This is a genomic window from Bacillus sp. ISL-55 (assembly GCF_018613155.1).
Classification (GTDB): Bacteria; Bacillota; Bacilli; order Bacillales; family Cytobacillaceae; genus Mesobacillus.
Genome location: NZ_JAGGQU010000014.1, coordinates 42,295 through 58,636, shown reverse-complemented (window position 1 = coordinate 58,636; position 16,342 = coordinate 42,295). Strand labels below are relative to the sequence as shown.

At 43.8% G+C, this 16,342-nt stretch carries 13 protein-coding genes; 12 read left to right on the top strand and 1 reads right to left on the bottom strand.

Going from position 1 to position 16,342, the window contains the following annotated elements; translation table 11 throughout:
• Positions 1-378: 378 nt before the first annotated feature.
• The 5 genes from clpX to yihA all read left to right on the top strand — a co-directional run bounded on the left by clpX (position 379) and on the right by yihA (position 7,080).
• Complete coding sequence (gene clpX / locus J7E32_RS08630; RefSeq protein ID WP_102263765.1) at positions 379-1,641, top strand: ATP-dependent protease ATP-binding subunit ClpX; 1,263 nt, start codon at positions 379-381, stop codon at positions 1,639-1,641.
• Between the two features lie 205 nt (positions 1,642-1,846).
• Positions 1,847-2,104 (top strand): hypothetical protein, encoded by a 258-nt coding sequence (locus tag J7E32_RS08625; protein WP_214906454.1) that lies wholly within the window; start codon positions 1,847-1,849, stop codon positions 2,102-2,104.
• Positions 2,105-2,145: 41 nt separating this feature from the next.
• Complete coding sequence (gene lonB / locus J7E32_RS08620; RefSeq protein WP_214906453.1) at positions 2,146-3,813, top strand: ATP-dependent protease LonB; 1,668 nt, start codon at positions 2,146-2,148, stop codon at positions 3,811-3,813.
• Between the two features lie 358 nt (positions 3,814-4,171).
• Positions 4,172-6,499 carry an endopeptidase La gene (gene lon, locus J7E32_RS08615; RefSeq protein ID WP_214906452.1) on the top strand — a complete coding sequence of 776 codons (2,328 nt, stop codon included), beginning with the start codon at positions 4,172-4,174 and terminating at the stop codon, positions 6,497-6,499.
• The gene (yihA, locus tag J7E32_RS08610; RefSeq protein ID WP_214906451.1) at positions 6,496-7,080 is read left to right on the top strand and encodes a ribosome biogenesis GTP-binding protein YihA/YsxC; all 585 of its coding nucleotides are present in this window, start codon (positions 6,496-6,498) and stop codon (positions 7,078-7,080) included. Before lon ends, yihA begins: the two co-directional genes overlap by 4 nt.
• 117 nt (positions 7,081-7,197) lie before the next feature.
• On the opposite strand, the gene J7E32_RS08605 is transcribed toward yihA, so the two are convergent.
• Positions 7,198-7,683: a LiaI-LiaF-like domain-containing protein gene (locus tag J7E32_RS08605; RefSeq protein ID WP_214906450.1), complete on the bottom strand. Its 486-nt coding sequence runs from the start codon at positions 7,681-7,683 to the stop codon at positions 7,198-7,200.
• Between the two features lie 258 nt (positions 7,684-7,941).
• On the opposite strand from J7E32_RS08605, the gene hemA reads away from it, so the two are divergent.
• From hemA to spoVID, 7 genes are all read left to right on the top strand, one after another.
• Entirely contained in the window at positions 7,942-9,288 is a 1,347-nt protein-coding gene (gene hemA, locus J7E32_RS08600; protein WP_214906449.1) for a glutamyl-tRNA reductase, read from the top strand.
• A gap of 14 nt (positions 9,289-9,302) precedes the next feature.
• Complete coding sequence (locus J7E32_RS08595; RefSeq protein ID WP_214906447.1) at positions 9,303-10,136, top strand: cytochrome C assembly family protein; 834 nt, start codon at positions 9,303-9,305, stop codon at positions 10,134-10,136.
• Positions 10,137-10,148: 12 nt separating this feature from the next.
• Positions 10,149-11,084, top strand: coding sequence for a hydroxymethylbilane synthase (hemC, locus tag J7E32_RS08590; RefSeq protein WP_214906445.1), 936 nt, complete (start codon positions 10,149-10,151; stop codon positions 11,082-11,084).
• Complete coding sequence (locus J7E32_RS08585) at positions 11,081-11,857, top strand: uroporphyrinogen-III synthase (protein ID WP_214906443.1); 777 nt, start codon at positions 11,081-11,083, stop codon at positions 11,855-11,857. The genes hemC and J7E32_RS08585 overlap by 4 nt, the downstream gene beginning before the upstream one ends.
• Before the next feature lie 3 nt (positions 11,858-11,860).
• Entirely contained in the window at positions 11,861-12,841 is a 981-nt protein-coding gene (hemB, locus tag J7E32_RS08580) for a porphobilinogen synthase (protein ID WP_214906441.1), read from the top strand.
• Between the two features lie 57 nt (positions 12,842-12,898).
• On the top strand, positions 12,899-14,188 hold the full coding sequence (gene hemL / locus J7E32_RS08575) for a glutamate-1-semialdehyde 2,1-aminomutase (protein ID WP_214906514.1): 1,290 nt from the start codon (positions 12,899-12,901) through the stop codon (positions 14,186-14,188).
• Between the two features lie 872 nt (positions 14,189-15,060).
• Positions 15,061-16,245, top strand: coding sequence for a stage VI sporulation protein D (gene spoVID / locus J7E32_RS08570; RefSeq protein ID WP_214906439.1), 1,185 nt, complete (start codon positions 15,061-15,063; stop codon positions 16,243-16,245).
• Positions 16,246-16,342: the final 97 nt, after the last annotated feature.

Here is a 16,342-nt window from a genome sequence, read left to right as displayed (position 1 = left end):
GAGGAGTTAGGAGCCGCAGCTAGACATTTCTCAAAGTGAATTTTATACTTAGTATATAAGATAGAGACAAGGCGCGAGTAAATCGTGCCTTGTTTTCTACAATTAACACCAATATACATACATAATTTTTTTAGCAATTTCATATAAGTCGATTTAACAGCCTGATTTATGGAAAAGATGAATTAGTACATATTTTTTTCGATTCATAAGCGCGAAACCGAAATGGCCGAGGGTTATCATTTCCTGTCCCCTGGCAAAATGTGATACAATGCAATACATACCTGCTCGAAAGCAGCAGAAAAAACTGTTACTTAACTTATCGTTTGCTTATGAATCGCAGCTTTATATATGTTTAGAAGTTCTCAAGGGGTGAAGGCATTGTTCAAATTTAATGATGAAAAAGGGCAGCTTAAATGTTCTTTCTGCGGCAAGACGCAGGATCAAGTCCGCAAATTGGTAGCAGGGCCAGGCGTTTATATCTGTGACGAGTGTATTGAATTATGCACAGAAATCGTTGAAGAAGAACTTGGCACTGAAGAAGAAGTTGAGTTTAAGGATGTTCCGAAACCACTGGAAATCCGCGATATTCTTAATGAGTATGTAATTGGTCAGGACCAGGCTAAGAAGAACTTATCTGTAGCCGTTTACAATCACTATAAGCGTATCAACTCAAACAGCAAGATTGATGATGTTGAACTATCGAAAAGTAATATTGCGATGATCGGGCCTACAGGGAGCGGTAAAACTTTGCTTGCTCAAACATTAGCCCGAATTCTCAATGTTCCTTTTGCAATCGCGGATGCAACATCACTGACTGAAGCAGGTTATGTTGGTGAAGATGTTGAAAACATCCTTCTGAAATTGATCCAATCAGCTGATTATGATGTAGAAAAAGCTGAAAAAGGCATCATTTATATCGATGAAATCGATAAGATCGCTAGAAAATCCGAAAACCCTTCTATTACTAGAGATGTTTCCGGTGAAGGTGTGCAGCAGGCGCTCCTGAAAATTCTTGAAGGAACAGTTGCAAGTGTACCGCCACAAGGTGGACGAAAGCATCCGCACCAAGAATTCATCCAGATCGATACAACGAATATCCTGTTCATTTGCGGAGGAGCATTCGACGGTATCGAGCAAATCATTAAGCGTCGCCTCGGCCAGAAAGTAATCGGCTTTGGCTCTGAAAAGAAAGAGGAAGACTTAGACAAGAAGGAATTGTTGTCAAAAGTCCTGCCTGAAGATTTACTTAAATTCGGGTTAATCCCTGAATTCATCGGCCGTCTTCCGGTAATTGCCAGCCTGACTCCGCTTGATGAAGAAGCGCTAGTCGAGATCCTGACAAAACCGAAGAACGCTCTTGTAAAACAGTATCAAAAAATGCTAAACCTAGATGATGTCGAACTTGAATTCGAAGACGATGCACTCATTGAAATTGCCAAAAAGGCAATTGAACGCAAGACAGGTGCCCGCGGACTTCGTTCAATCATCGAAGGCATCATGCTGGACGTCATGTTCGACCTTCCATCCCGTGAAGATATCGTAAAATGTATCATCACAAAGGAAACAGTCGAAAACAACATGCCGCCTAAGCTAGTATTAGAGGATGGAACAGTCCTTAAAGACGAAAGAAATTCAGCATAATACACAAAATCCCGGTGGTTATTCACCGGGATTTTTTTCGTTTTAAGGCTCCCTCTCTGAAATTAGGAATTTATGTAGAAGCAGAGCAAACTTCGGACAGGTTTGATGTTGGAAAAGGAAAAGCTGTCCGAACTAGGTCCAACTTCGGACAGGTTTGGTGTTGTAGGAGGAAAGCTGTCAGAAGTAAGGGCAACTTCAGACAGGTTTGGTATTGGAAGAGAAAAAGCTGTCCGAACTAGGGTCAACTTCAGACAGGTTTGGTGGTGGAAGAGGAAAAGCTGTCAGAACAAGATCAAACTTCAGACAGGGTTCAGCGGTAAAAGAGGAAAAGCTGTCGGAACCAGAAAATCCTTTATTCATTCTTGACGAAAAACTCGTAATATCCTGCCATACTAAGGTCTCTCCGGGTGGAAAAATTCACTTGAAAATATTGTTTATTCCAACAGTCTCAGGGGGATACTAGGTTAAAGCCAAATAGTATCAACTTACGGGAGGGAATGTAAATTGAGTTGGACCGGAATCGCCTTGTTTATACAGCTGTTTTTCGGAATCATCATCGGGCTGTATTTCTGGAATTTACTCAGGAATCAGCGCACGCAAAAAGTATCAATTGATCGGGAATCCCGAAAGGAAATGGAACAGTTAAGAAAGATGAGATCAGTCTCCCTTAGTGAACCGCTTGCCGAAAAAGTCAGGCCATCGAGCTTCAAGGACATCGTCGGACAGGAAGATGGAATCAAGGCTCTTAAAGCAGCGTTATGTGGACCCAATCCACAGCATGTCATCATTTATGGGCCACCGGGAGTAGGAAAAACTGCTGCGGCCAGACTTGTGTTGGAAGAAGCGAAGCAAAACCAAAAATCCCCCTTCAAAAAGTCTTCAGTATTTGTTGAGCTGGATGCTACAACTGCCAGGTTTGATGAGAGAGGAATTGCTGATCCGTTGATCGGTTCTGTTCATGATCCGATTTATCAAGGGGCTGGTGCTATGGGCCAGGCTGGCATTCCTCAGCCGAAACAAGGTGCCGTTACCAATGCCCATGGTGGGGTTTTATTCATTGATGAAATTGGTGAGCTTCACCCAATCCAAATGAACAAGCTTTTAAAAGTACTGGAAGACAGGAAAGTATTTTTAGAGAGTGCGTATTATAACGAGGAAAACACGCAAATCCCGAGCCATATCCACGACATCTTCAAAAATGGGCTCCCGGCAGACTTCCGCCTTGTTGGCGCGACGACAAGAACTCCAAGCGAAATCCCTCCAGCAATCAGGTCGAGGTGCATGGAAGTATTTTTCCGCGAGTTAACTCAGGAGGAAATTTCAGAAGTAGCAAGGAATGCAGCTGAAAAAGTAGAACTGACTATGAGTGAAAAGGCAATTAGAATCCTGTCAAATTATGCACGAAATGGCCGCGAAGCCGTTAATATGGTCCAGATTGCAGCTGGACTGGCGATTACTGACGAACGAACCTACATTAAAGAAGAGGAAATTGAATGGGTCGTCCATTCGAGCCAGCTGACACCAAGGATGGAAAGAAGGATCAATGAAAAGTCAACGGTCGGTCTTGTCAATGGACTGGCTGTGTATGGTCCAAATACGGGTGCGCTTCTTGAAATCGAAGTGACTGTAATTAAAGCGAAGGATAAAGGCTCGATCAATATCACTGGCATCGTCGATGAAGAAAGCATCGGCGGACAGGGAAAATCCATACGGAGAAAGAGTATGGCAAGAGGTTCAATTGAAAATGTCATCACTGTTCTAAGATCGATGGGTGTTCCAGCTGATGAATTCGACATCCATGTCAATTTCCCTGGCGGTACTCCAATCGATGGGCCATCTGCCGGAATCGCAATGGCGACGGGGATTTATTCAGCAATCTATAAAATCCCGATGGACCATACTGTCGCAATGACTGGAGAAATCAGCATCCATGGAAATGTAAAGCCGATTGGCGGTGTTTATCCAAAAGTAAAGGCAGCGAAAAAAGCAGGTGCCAAAAAGGTAATCATTCCGCAGGAAAATGTGCAGACCATCCTTAATGAAATCACAGATATAGAAATCATTCCAGTCACACACCTGAATGAAGTGTTTGAAATAGCTCTTGAAAAAGACCATCCGAGGGAGCAAATCATCAAGGCTGCCAGTGACTTAACGGCAAAAGAGACGAGCTAGAATGATAAAAAGAACGCTTTCCGGCGTTCTTTTTTTACGCTGTTTTGCTGCTGTTTCGCCTAGAGGTTAACCAAACAGTAAAAACGGGTTTATTTTTCCATAAAAAAGGAAATAGGGTGTAATGAAGATACCCGGACTGAAATTGCTGTTTTCTAAAAAAAATAAGCTTATGTTTGGTTTTCAAAGTAACTTCAGATATGGACATATTTTTACATGAATATCAGGATACTAATCAATGAGGCAAAACGGTGCTAACTGCTCTTGTTATTAGACACTTGAAAATAAATACGATAGAATTGAACAACAAAGTATAATTATACTTATGGTTTGATACAATGCATGTTGGAGGTGCAATGTCATGGCGAATAAGAATGAGCACACTGTCCCACTTCTGCCGCTGCGCGGTTTGCTTGTGTACCCGACAATGGTTCTGCATTTGGATGTAGGACGGGAAAAATCGGTACAGGCATTGGAGAAGGCAATGGTGGATGACCATTTAATCTATCTTACAACCCAAAAGGATATATCCATAGATGAACCAGGCGAGGAGGATTTGTACCAGATGGGTACATTGACTCGCGTCAAACAAATGCTGAAGCTCCCTAACGGAACGATCCGCGTGTTGGTTGAAGGATTGTCCAGAGCTGAAATCATTGAACTTTTTGATGAAAATGACCATTATTCCTGTAAAGTAAGAACCTTCGAAGATGAGGAATTAAAGGATGTCGAAGATGAAGCTTTAATGAGGACAATGCTTGAGTATTTCGAACAATACATAAAAATGTCCAAGAAAATTTCTGCGGAAACGTATGCATCTGTTTCTGATATTGAAGAGCCGGGCAGGATGGCTGATATCATCGCTTCCCATCTTCCGCTAAAACTCAAAGAGAAGCAGGAGATTCTCGAGACGATTGATATCAAGGACCGGATGAATCGTGTTATAGAAATCATCCATAATGAAAAAGAAGTTCTGGGTCTTGAGAAAAAGATTGGACAGCGTGTAAAGCGTTCCATGGAGCGGACTCAGAAGGAATATTATTTACGTGAACAGATGAAGGCTATCCAGAAGGAGCTAGGTGAAAAGGAAGGGAAGACAGGAGAAATTGCTGAGCTTACCGAAAAAATCGAGCTTGCCGGAATGCCTGAACATGTGAAGGAAACTGCAATGAAGGAACTTGACCGCTACGAGAAGGTGCCGACGACTTCTGCAGAAAGCGCAGTAATCCGCAATTATATTGAATGGCTTGTTGCTTTGCCTTGGTCAAAGTCGACAGAGGATGATCTTGATATCAGCAAAGCTGAAAAGATTCTTGATAAGGACCATTACGGGCTGGAAAAAGTAAAGGAAAGGGTTCTAGAGTATCTTGCTGTCCAGAAGCTGACGAACTCATTAAAAGGCCCAATCCTTTGTCTGGCTGGACCTCCGGGAGTCGGTAAAACGAGCTTGGCCAGGTCGATCGCTAAATCCCTCAACCGTAATTTTGTAAGGGTGTCTTTAGGCGGTGTCCGTGATGAGTCAGAAATTCGCGGCCACAGAAGGACTTATGTCGGTGCTATGCCAGGAAGGGTCATCCAGGGGATGAAAAAGGCAGGAACGATTAACCCTGTTTTCCTTCTTGATGAAATCGATAAAATGTCCAATGATTTCCGCGGAGATCCTTCTTCAGCGATGCTGGAGGTACTTGATCCCGAACAAAACCATAATTTCAGCGACCATTACATTGAAGAGCCGTATGACCTTTCAAAAGTAATGTTCATTGCTACTGCCAATAATCTTTCAACTGTACCTGGCCCATTGCTCGACAGGATGGAGATCATCAATATTGCAGGCTATACAGAACAGGAAAAGCTGCACATTGCCAAGGACCATCTCCTTCCAAGACAAATCAAGGACCATGGTCTGTCAAAATCACAGCTTCAAATGAAGGATGAAGCGATAACGAAGGTAATTCGTTATTATACTCGGGAATCTGGTGTGAGATCCCTTGAGAGGCAGCTTGCATCCATCTGCAGGAAAACAGCGAAAATCGTTGTTTCCGGTGACAAAAAGCGTGTGATCGTCAGTGAGAAGAACGTTGAGGACTTCCTTGGAAAGACTAAGTTCAGATATGGGCAGGCTGAGTTGGAAGACCAGATAGGCGTTGCCACTGGACTCGCTTATACAACCGTCGGTGGCGATACCCTCCAAATTGAAGTTTCCCTGTCACCAGGAAAAGGCAAGCTTGTCCTGACTGGTAAGCTTGGGGATGTCATGAAGGAATCTGCCCAGGCTGCCTTCAGCTATGTGCGTTCAAAGGCGAAGGAACTGGACATTGATCCGGACTTCCATGAAAAGAATGATATTCACATCCACGTTCCAGAAGGTGCCGTGCCGAAAGATGGTCCTTCAGCGGGTATTACGATTGCTACTGCACTTGTATCGGCTTTATCAGGAAGGCCGATCCGCAGGGAAGTAGGAATGACAGGAGAAATAACATTAAGAGGAAGGGTTCTGCCAATTGGCGGTCTCAAGGAAAAATCGTTGAGCGCTCACAGAGCAGGTCTAACAAAGGTTATTTGTCCAAAGGATAATGAAAAAGATATTGATGATATTCCAGAAAGTGTACGTAAGGAGCTTGAATTTGTGTTAGTTTCTCATTTAGATGAAGTATTGAAGCACGCTCTCGCCAGCGGTGATTCTCAATGAAAGTAAATAGTGCAGAAATCGTGATCAGTGCTGTAAGGCCGAATCAATATCCGGAAACTAATCTTCCGGAATTCGCCCTTGCAGGCCGGTCGAATGTTGGTAAATCTTCTTTTATCAATAAAATGCTTAACCGGAAAAGCCTTGCCAGGACATCCTCGAAGCCAGGAAAGACTCAGACATTGAATTTTTACCTGATCAATGAAATGCTTCATTTTGTAGATGTACCGGGTTACGGCTACGCTAAAGTATCAAAATCCGAACGTGAAGCCTGGGGCAAGATGATTGAAACCTATATAACTTCGCGAGAACAATTGAAAGCAATGCTGCTGATTGTTGACCTGAGGCACCCGCCTTCAAAAGACGATGTGATGATGTATGATTTCCTCAAGCATTACGAGATTCCAGTCATCATTATCGCGACTAAAGCGGATAAAATTCCAAAGTCAAAGTGGCAAAAACACTTGAAGATTACAAAAGAAACCCTTGATTTGGATCCGGACGATACGATCATTCTTTTCTCATCAGAAACAGGAGAAGGGAAAGACAAAGCCTGGTCAGTTTTAGGAAGTTTCATGAAATAATCGTGTATAATAAGAAACCCGCACCGAGATCGATCACGGTGCGGGTTTTTTACTTTATTGTGTGTTCACTTTTGAAAGTCTAAGATTGATTTCACGCTCCTGAGCCTGGCCAATTTTCTACTTCCTTTTAATAAACAAAAGGTAAACACCAATGAGTATCAATGCTGCCGGCCAAAATCTCCATGCTGCCGAAACTCCGTTTTCCAATAAACCAAGCCATCCAGTGATTCTGTCATAAAACAGAAGCAACCCTGCTAAAATGAGAAAGAGGACTCCGTGAAACAAGCCATTGCCTGTTTTCTGGTATCGCAGTAAGAAGCCGAGAGCGATGATTAAGATGAAAGCACCAAGGTGGTCGGGCCAGAGGTCGAATTTATTGACCACATGAAAGTGGAAACCGAAGCCAACGAGGATCACACCTGGAAAGATGGCTTCATAATCCTTGCCCCAGTATCCTTGAAATAAAAAGGCAGCCCCGACAATGATCAAGAGTGTCGGCCACGTATAAAATTCATTGAACAACGAAACATTTTCCTGCTGAAGATAAAAATAAATTCCAAATCCGATTAAGATCATTCCTGGTATAATTCTCTGATTTTTCATTCTTTCACCACTTCCAGAAAGGCTCACTTGAATTAAGGGACAAACTTTGATAAGGTACATTAGGGAGTATGTTTATTTGCTTTTGATATAGTATAAAAGTATAACAAACAGACAGACGAAATAGTTCAATTTAATCAATGCTATTATATATATGTTTTTTCAACAGTTGTTCACATTTACAACATCAAAAGGTAAAAAACGTCGTGTATAATTGCCTTAGCCAATTATGCAATTTCTATGTGGGGGTGTCAATTCATAATGCATATTATCGTTGTCGGTCTAAACTATAAAACTGCCCCTGTCGAAATCCGCGAAAGATTGACATTCAACGAGGGAAACCTTGGTGAAGCGATGAGTGCCCTTCAGGAAAAGAAGAGCATCCTTGAGAATGTCATCGTATCAACTTGCAACCGTACAGAAATATATGCTGTTGTGGACCAGCTTCACACAGGCAGATATTATATCAAAGAATTTTTATCTGAATGGTTCGGGATCCCTCAGGCAGAATTTACGCCGTTCCTGTTCATCTATGAACAAGATGGGGCAATTGAACATTTATTCAAGGTATCTTGCGGCTTGAACTCCATGGTGCTGGGTGAAACTCAAATCCTTGGTCAAGTGCGTTCAAGCTTCATGCTTGGCCTTGAAAAGAACACTACCGGAACGGTCTTCAACCAGCTGTTCAAGCAGGCAGTCACTATTGCCAAACGCGGCCATTCCGAAACAGATATCGGAGCGAACGCTGTCTCTGTCAGCTACGCAGCTGTTGAACTTGCCAAGAAGATTTTCGGCTCTCTTGATCAAAAGCATGTGCTGATTCTCGGTGCAGGCAAGATGGGCGAGCTGGCCATCCAGAACCTTCATGCTAATGGAGCAAAGAAAGTAACAGTCATCAACCGTACTTACCAGAAAGCTGAAGATTTAGCTAATCGTTTTTCCGGCATGGCCAAAACTTTGGATGAGCTCCAGACTGCGCTTGTGGATGCAGATATCCTGATCAGTTCAACCGGTGCGAAGGACTTTGTCGTCACAAAGGATATGATGGCAAAGGTCGAGCAAAAGCGAAAAGGAAAACCATTATTCATGGTGGATATCGCTGTTCCCCGTGATCTTGATCCGGAGATTGCGACGCTTGAAAATGTATTCCTATATGATATCGATGATCTAGAGGGCATTGTTGAAGCAAATCTGCAGGAACGACAGAAGGCAGCTGAGAAGATTCTTATCATGATTGAAAGTGAAATTGTCCAATTCAAACAGTGGCTGAATACGCTTGGCGTTGTTCCGGTCATTTCTGCTTTGAGGGTCAAGGCCCTTTCTATCCAGCAGGAAACGATGAACAGTATTGAACGGAAACTGCCTCATCTATCTGATCGTGATATTAAAGTTCTTAACAAACATACAAAGAGCATCATCAACCAGCTCCTGAAAGATCCAATTTTGCAGGCGAAGGAGCTTGCGGCTGGCCCTGATGCAGATGAAGCATTGAATCTATTCGTGAAGATTTTCAATATTGAACAGCTCGTCGCTGAAGAAGAAGGAATGAAAATGGCTGAAACCAAGCAGGTAAAAGTTCCTTCGCCTCAGGCTTCTTTTCAGCCGTAAGAGAGGTAGTGTCCATGGGTGATCTTTATATTACACGTCTCCATGAAATAACCATTGTGATTTATGCGGCAAGCGTGCTCTTATACTTTATCGATTTTCTTAACAGTAACCGGAGGGCAAACAAAGTTGCTTTCTGGTTACTTGCATTTGTTTGGGGATTCCAGACAATTTTCCTGTTATATTACATGGTCGACAAAGGCCGTTTCCCAGTCCTGACCCTCTTTGAAGGGCTATATTTTTATGCGTGGGTACTGGTAACGCTGTCGCTGGCGATTAACAAACTATTAAAAGTAGATTTTATTGTTTTTTTTACCAATATCCTTGGATTCATCATTATGGCGATCCATACATTCGCACCCGTGCAATATGATTCAAATGTGATGTCCGAACAGCTTGTATCAGAGCTTTTGCTCATCCATATCACGATGGCGATCCTGTCATATGGGGCATTCTCTATCTCAGTCGTCTTTTCGCTTCTATATCTCATTCAATATGACCTTTTAAAGCGGAAAAAGTGGGGTAAGCTGTTATGGAGGATCACCGATTTAACGAAACTTGATTATTGGTCATACATATTGAATGTCATCGGAGTGCCGATGCTGATCCTGAGCCTTATCCTCGGTCTTCAATGGGCATGGATTAAAGTACCTGACCTTGCCTGGTATGATGCCAAGCTGATCGGTTCATTCATCGTACTCGCGGTATATAGCATGTACCTTTACTTAAGGGTTGGAAAAGAAATGTATGGGAAATCGCTCGCCCTTTGGAATGTCGCATCGTTCCTGATTGTATTAATCAACTTTTTCCTTTTCGGAAAATTATCATCTTTCCATTTTTGGTACCAATAATAGGAGGCTGTCATGAGAAAAATTATCGTTGGCTCCAGACGGAGTAAGCTAGCATTGACACAAACAAATTGGGTAATCGAGCAGCTGAAAAAACTAGGTGCTCCCTTTGAGTTCGAAGTGAAAGAAATCGTCACAAAAGGGGACAAAATTCTTGATGTGACTTTATCAAAGGTCGGAGGAAAAGGCCTTTTCGTAAAAGAAATCGAACAGGCTATGCTCGACAAAGAAATTGATATGGCTGTCCACAGCATGAAGGACATGCCTGCAGTACTTCCAGAGGGGCTTGTCATCGGGGCGATCCCAGAGAGGGAAGATCACCGTGATGTGCTTATTTCCAACGATCATGTTGCTTTTAAAGATTTGAAACCAGGTTCCGTCATCGGAACAAGCAGCCTGCGCAGGAGCGCGCAGCTATTGGCTCAGCGCCCTGACCTTGAAATGAAGTGGATTCGCGGAAACATTGATACACGGATCTCTAAACTTGAAACGGAAGACTATGATGGTATTATCCTTGCTGCAGCTGGTTTGAAGCGCATGGGATGGGCCAGTGATACAGTAACTGAGTTCATCGATGAGGATATTTGTGTACCTGCAGTCGGCCAGGGAGCGCTTTCAATCGAGTGCCGCGGCGATGACGAAGAGCTTCTTCAATTGCTTGAAAAATTCACTTGTGCTGAAACAAGTGCGACAGTAAGAGCCGAAAGAGCATTCCTTCACAAGATGGAAGGCGGCTGCCAGGTGCCGATTGCAGGCTATGCCTATCTCAATGACAACGAAGAAATCGTCCTGACAGCTCTAGTCGGTTCTCCAGATGGAAAGACAATCTTCAAGGAACAGGTTACAGGCACAAATCCTGAGGAGCTGGGAGAGCTAGCTGCTGACAAGTTGATCAGCCAGGGAGCGAAAGACTTGATTGACAAGGTAAAACAGGAGCTTGATCGTGAATGATTCCAGCGTCCCCGCTGCAAAATAAAACAGTCATGATTCCTAGGGGGAAGGCTCACGCGAAGTCTTTCTCCGATTTGGTTAAAAGAAATGGAGGGATTCCCGTGGAAATCCCTCTTATTGCCTTTAAGCCCGTTAAAGCATCTGAAAAACTACTTAAAACACTTGCGAATTTACATACCTACGATTGGATCATTTTTACTAGTAATGTGACTGTGGAAACCTTTTATTCTTTCTTGAAAAAGGGGCAGGCTCTTTTGCCTAAAATAGCCGTGATCGGCGAAAAAACAAAAGAAGTCCTCGTGGACATGGGTGAAACGGTCGATTTTGTACCAGAAGAATATGTTGCCGAAGGATTTGTCGATGAGTTTTTACCACATGTCAAGCAAGGCGAGCGGATCCTGATTCCAAAAGGGAATCTGGCCCGTGATTATATTTCGGCCGCTTTGAAGGAAAAAGGCGCAATCGTTAATGAAGTCATCATCTATGAAACTTACCTGCCAGAAGAAAGCAGAGACAAGCTCGTTAAGATGTTAAAGGAAGAAAGTCTTGATATACTTACATTTACAAGCCCTTCTACGATCGATCATTTTATGAAAATCGTAGAAGATCATAATTTAGATGGTAAGCTGGAGCACTGCATCGTTGCCTGTATTGGTCCTGTATCCAAGAGGAAGGCAGAGCAGCGGGGATTGAAGGTCCATGCCATGCCGGAAAAATACACCGTTGAAGAGATGCTGAACAGCATTGCCAAGTATATAAATATTGGAGGGTAATCTATGAAACACCTTGAATTCAGCCGCCACCGCCGTCTTCGTCAGACAGCGAATATGCGTGCGCTTGTCCGTGAAAACTATCTTCGCACTGAAGACTTAATCTACCCGCTTTTTGTCGTTGAAGGAGAAAATGTAAAAAACGAAGTTTCTTCAATGCCGGGAGTCTATCAATTATCCCTTGATAATCTGAAAGAAGAAATCACTGAAGTGGATTCATTAGGCATTAAGTCAGTGCTGCTTTTCGGCGTTCCGAACGAAAAAGATGAAGTTGGATGTCAGGCGTATCATGACCACGGAATTTTGCAGGAAGCAATCCGAGTCATTAAAAAGGATTTTCCTGATATGGTTGTCATCGCCGATACTTGCCTTTGTGAATACACAAGCCATGGTCACTGCGGCGTAATTGAGGATGGCAAGGTGCTTAACGATCCTTCTCTTGAGCTGTTAGGAAAGACAGCTGTCAGTCAGGCACAAGCCGGCGCTGATATCATTGCTCCATCAAACATGATGGACGGATTTGTTACAGCGATTCGTTTTGCTTTGGATGAAGCAGGTTTCCATGATGTGCCGATCATGTCTTACGCTGTGAAATATTCTTCTGCGTTTTACGGTCCATTCCGTGAAGCAGCCGAAAGCACGCCGCAGTTCGGCGACCGCAAATCCTACCAGATGGATCCGGCAAACCGAATCGAAGCGATGCGCGAAGCAGAATCAGATGTCGTGGAAGGAGCGGACTTCCTGATCGTAAAGCCGGGCATGCCTTACCTGGATATCGTCCGTGACGTTAAAAATAACTTCAACCTGCCTGTTGTGATCTATAATGTCAGCGGTGAGTACTCAATGGTCAAAGCAGCAGCACAAAACGGCTGGGTTGACGAAAAGAGCATCGTCATGGAAATGCTGACAGGAATGAAGCGCGCAGGATCAGACCTGATCATCACTTATCATGCGAAGGATGCAGCACGCTGGCTGAAGGAACAGTAAGGATTGAAAAAGGCTCTGCTTTTCTACAGAGCCAATTAAATAGAAATGAGGGATATTATGCGCTCATATGATAAATCGATTGCAGCTTTTAAAGAAGCAAAAGAACTTTTGCCTGGAGGAGTAAACAGCCCCGTCCGCGCATTCAAGTCTGTCAATATGGATCCTATCTTCATGGAAAAAGGGAAGGGTTCAAAGATTTATGACATCGATGGCAATGAATATATTGACTATGTCTTATCATGGGGACCGCTGATTCTTGGCCACACGAACGAGAAGGTCGTTGAGGGAATCAAGAAAGTGGCTGAGCTTGGTACAAGCTTCGGTGCACCGACAACTGTTGAGAACGAGCTTGCACAGTTGGTCATTGACCGTGTTCCATCGATTGAGATGGTAAGAATGGTATCTTCGGGTACTGAGGCGACGATGAGTGCATTGCGCCTTGCTCGTGGGTATACAGGCCGGAATATGATTCTGAAATTCGAAGGCTGTTATCACGGCCACGGAGATTCATTGCTTATCAAGGCCGGCTCAGGCGTCGCTACGCTTGGTTTGCCTGATAGCCCTGGTGTTCCTGAGGGAGTTGCCAAGAACACGATTACAGTACCTTATAACGATCTTGAGAGCGTCCGTTACGCATTCGAGCAATATGGTGATGATATCGCTGGCGTGATCGTTGAACCAGTAGCCGGGAATATGGGTGTAGTGCCACCTGTTGAAGGATTCCTTGAGGGTCTTCGTGAAATCACAAGTCAGTATGGCACCGTCTTGATTTTTGATGAGGTCATGACAGGCTTCCGCGTAGGATATAACTGTGCCCAGGGATATTACAATGTAACTCCTGACATTACTTGCCTTGGCAAGGTAATTGGCGGAGGACTTCCAGTAGGAGCTTACGGCGGTAAAAGAGAGATCATGGAGCAAATCGCTCCAAGCGGTCCAATTTACCAGGCAGGAACGCTATCCGGAAACCCTCTGGCGATGACAGCTGGCCTGGAAACATTGAAGCAGTTGACGCCAGATTCCTACAAAGAGTTTGAGCGCAAAGCTGACATTCTTGAAAAAGGTCTGAAAGCAGCGGCTGAGAAATACGGAATACCGCACACAATCAACCGCGCAGGATCAATGATTGGCATCTTCTTTACAAATGAAAATGTCATCAACTATGAAGTCGCCAAACAATCGAATCTTGAATTCTTTGCAGCCTACTACCGTGAAATGGCGAACGAAGGAGTATTCCTCCCGCCATCACAGTTCGAAGGATTATTCCTATCGACAGCACACACAGACGAAGACCTGCAAAAAACAATCGAAGCAGCTGAGAAAGCATTTGCAAAGCTTGCTGAATAAATAAGTTATATGAACACTCTCCATTTGGGGAGTGTTTTTTTGTCATAGGCTGCTTATGATTTAGACAAAACAAGGTCATTTTTTTTAACTTTGTCTGAAACAGCCCGGGTTCGGACAAAAGGCGATGGAAATCTCTAAACTTTGTCTGAAGTAGCCCCAGGTTCGGACAAAAGGCCGTCGAAATCCCTGAACTTTGTCCGAAGTAGCCCCGGGTTTGGACAAAAGGCCGTCGAAATTCTGAAACTTTGTCTGAAGTAGCCCTTGGTTAAGACAAAAGGCCTTCGAAAACCTTGAACTATGTCTGAAGTACCCCCGGGTTCGGTTCGGAGAAAAGGCCGTCGAAATCCCTGAACTTTGTCTGAAGTAGCCCTGGGTTCGGACAAAAGGCGATCGAAATCTCTAAACTTTGTTTGAAGTAGCCTTTGGTTCGGACAAAAGACCGTCGAAATCCCTGAACTTTGTCTGAAGTAGCCCAAAGTTCGGACAAAAAGCATCTGTAATCTCTAAACTTTGTCCAAAGTAGCCTTGGGTTCGGACAAAAGGCGATCAAAATCTCTAAACTTTGTCTGAAGTAGCCCCAGGTTCGGACAAAAGGCCGCCGTAATCCTTGAACTTTGTCCGAAGTAGCCCCGGGTTCGGACAAAAGGCCGTCGAAATCTCTGAACTTTGTTCGAAGTAGCCCTAGGTTCGGACAAAAAGGCAATCAAATCTCTAAACTTTGTCCGAACTAATTATATGTACAGACAAATTCACTTTGAATAATCCTTCCCAGCTCCTTTTTATGTTCTAAATTATCATAAAAGTAAATACAGACTCATAAAGTGTTAATGACATAGTGATTTTACGTTTAAGGAATGAAAGGAGGAGTCGCTTTGTCTCAGGGGAATCAATCGTGCCTGCGATTTTCATTAGAAGAGTCAGTGTGGTTTCAAAGAGGACAGGAAGTCGCGGAGCTTGTCTCGATTTCACTCGATCCGAATATCACCATCCAGGAAAATGAACAATACGTATCCATTCGCGGATCGCTGGAGTTGACTGGGGAATATACATGCCGTGAACAGCAACAAGAGGTTGATGATCAGATCGCAGCTCTTAAGTACGTCCATTCTGTGATGGAGAGGGAAGAAGGAGTCTATGAGTTCCTGCATCGTTTCCCAGTGGATATCACAATCCCAAAAAACCGGATTGAAAGTATTTATGACATTGATATTCAGGTAGAAGGATTCGATTATGTTTTTCCGGAAAAAGACCGCCTGAAGCTGAACGCTGATCTGGCCATCACTGGCTTATACGGCGAACAACAGCATGAAGCTGATCAGGAAACTGACAGCGAAGAAGTGGAGGAACTGGAAGTAAGTTACCGTGAAAATGCGATTTCAGCAGTTGAGGTTGAATTTGCAGCGGAAACTGAAGCCGATGCAGAGAGTGAGAGCCAGCAAGACAGAGAGGAACAAGACTTCCCGGAAGCTCCGGCCTATTCTTTTGTCCAGCAAAATGAAACATTAAATCAAGAGGAAGAGCAAGATTCCTATGAGGAAGAAGTGTATGCTCCATTCAGGGCAGAAGCAAAGAAAGAGGTAGCCGCCGAAGAAAAATTCGAACCTGAACTGCAAGAGCAAAGAGAGCATCAACCAGTTCCGGAATATGCTTTAAGTGACTTCAGAGGCGAGCCGGAGCCTGCTGAAGAGGTCGAAGTTGAGCAGGAAGAAGAAGTTGAAGTTGAACTGGAAATGGAAAGCCAGCCAGAGGCAGAAAACAAGCCTGCTGAAATGGAGGAATCTCCGGAAAGTTCGTCTTCTCCTTTATTGAAAAAGAAAAAGCCAAATATGAAGCAAGGTATTTCCATCGCCGAATTTTTGGCGAGGAAGGAAGAAGAAACAGAAGTGGCCAAAATCAGAGTGTGCATCGTTCAGCAAGGTGACTCACTTCAGTCAATCTCTGAACGCTATGATGTGCCAGTGCAGCAGCTTCTGCGGGTGAACCATCTGAGCATCGACCATGAAGTCCATGAAGGCCAGGTGCTATATGTTCCTGGAGTAGCGGTTCATAATTCTTAACATTTTACATGTAGCGCCTTGTCCAGAAAGAGGCTGGTTGTCAGGGCTGGCTTGGCTGCTGGCTGGGATTGCTATAGCTTTTAGAATGGGCAGGTGT

Coding starts and splice junctions, on each gene's coding strand:
- lon (WP_214906452.1), top strand. CDS start 4,172: ATGGCGAATAAGAATGAGCACACTGTCCCACTTCTGCCGCTGCGCGGT.
- J7E32_RS08585 (WP_214906443.1), top strand. CDS start 11,081: ATGATTCCAGCGTCCCCGCTGCAAAATAAAACAGTCATGATTCCTAGG.
- hemA (WP_214906449.1), top strand. CDS start 7,942: ATGCATATTATCGTTGTCGGTCTAAACTATAAAACTGCCCCTGTCGAA.
- hemB (WP_214906441.1), top strand. CDS start 11,861: ATGAAACACCTTGAATTCAGCCGCCACCGCCGTCTTCGTCAGACAGCG.
- J7E32_RS08605 (WP_214906450.1), bottom strand. CDS start 7,683: ATGAAAAATCAGAGAATTATACCAGGAATGATCTTAATCGGATTTGGA.
- hemL (WP_214906514.1), top strand. CDS start 12,899: ATGCGCTCATATGATAAATCGATTGCAGCTTTTAAAGAAGCAAAAGAA.
- hemC (WP_214906445.1), top strand. CDS start 10,149: ATGAGAAAAATTATCGTTGGCTCCAGACGGAGTAAGCTAGCATTGACA.
- J7E32_RS08595 (WP_214906447.1), top strand. CDS start 9,303: ATGGGTGATCTTTATATTACACGTCTCCATGAAATAACCATTGTGATT.
- yihA (WP_214906451.1), top strand. CDS start 6,496: ATGAAAGTAAATAGTGCAGAAATCGTGATCAGTGCTGTAAGGCCGAAT.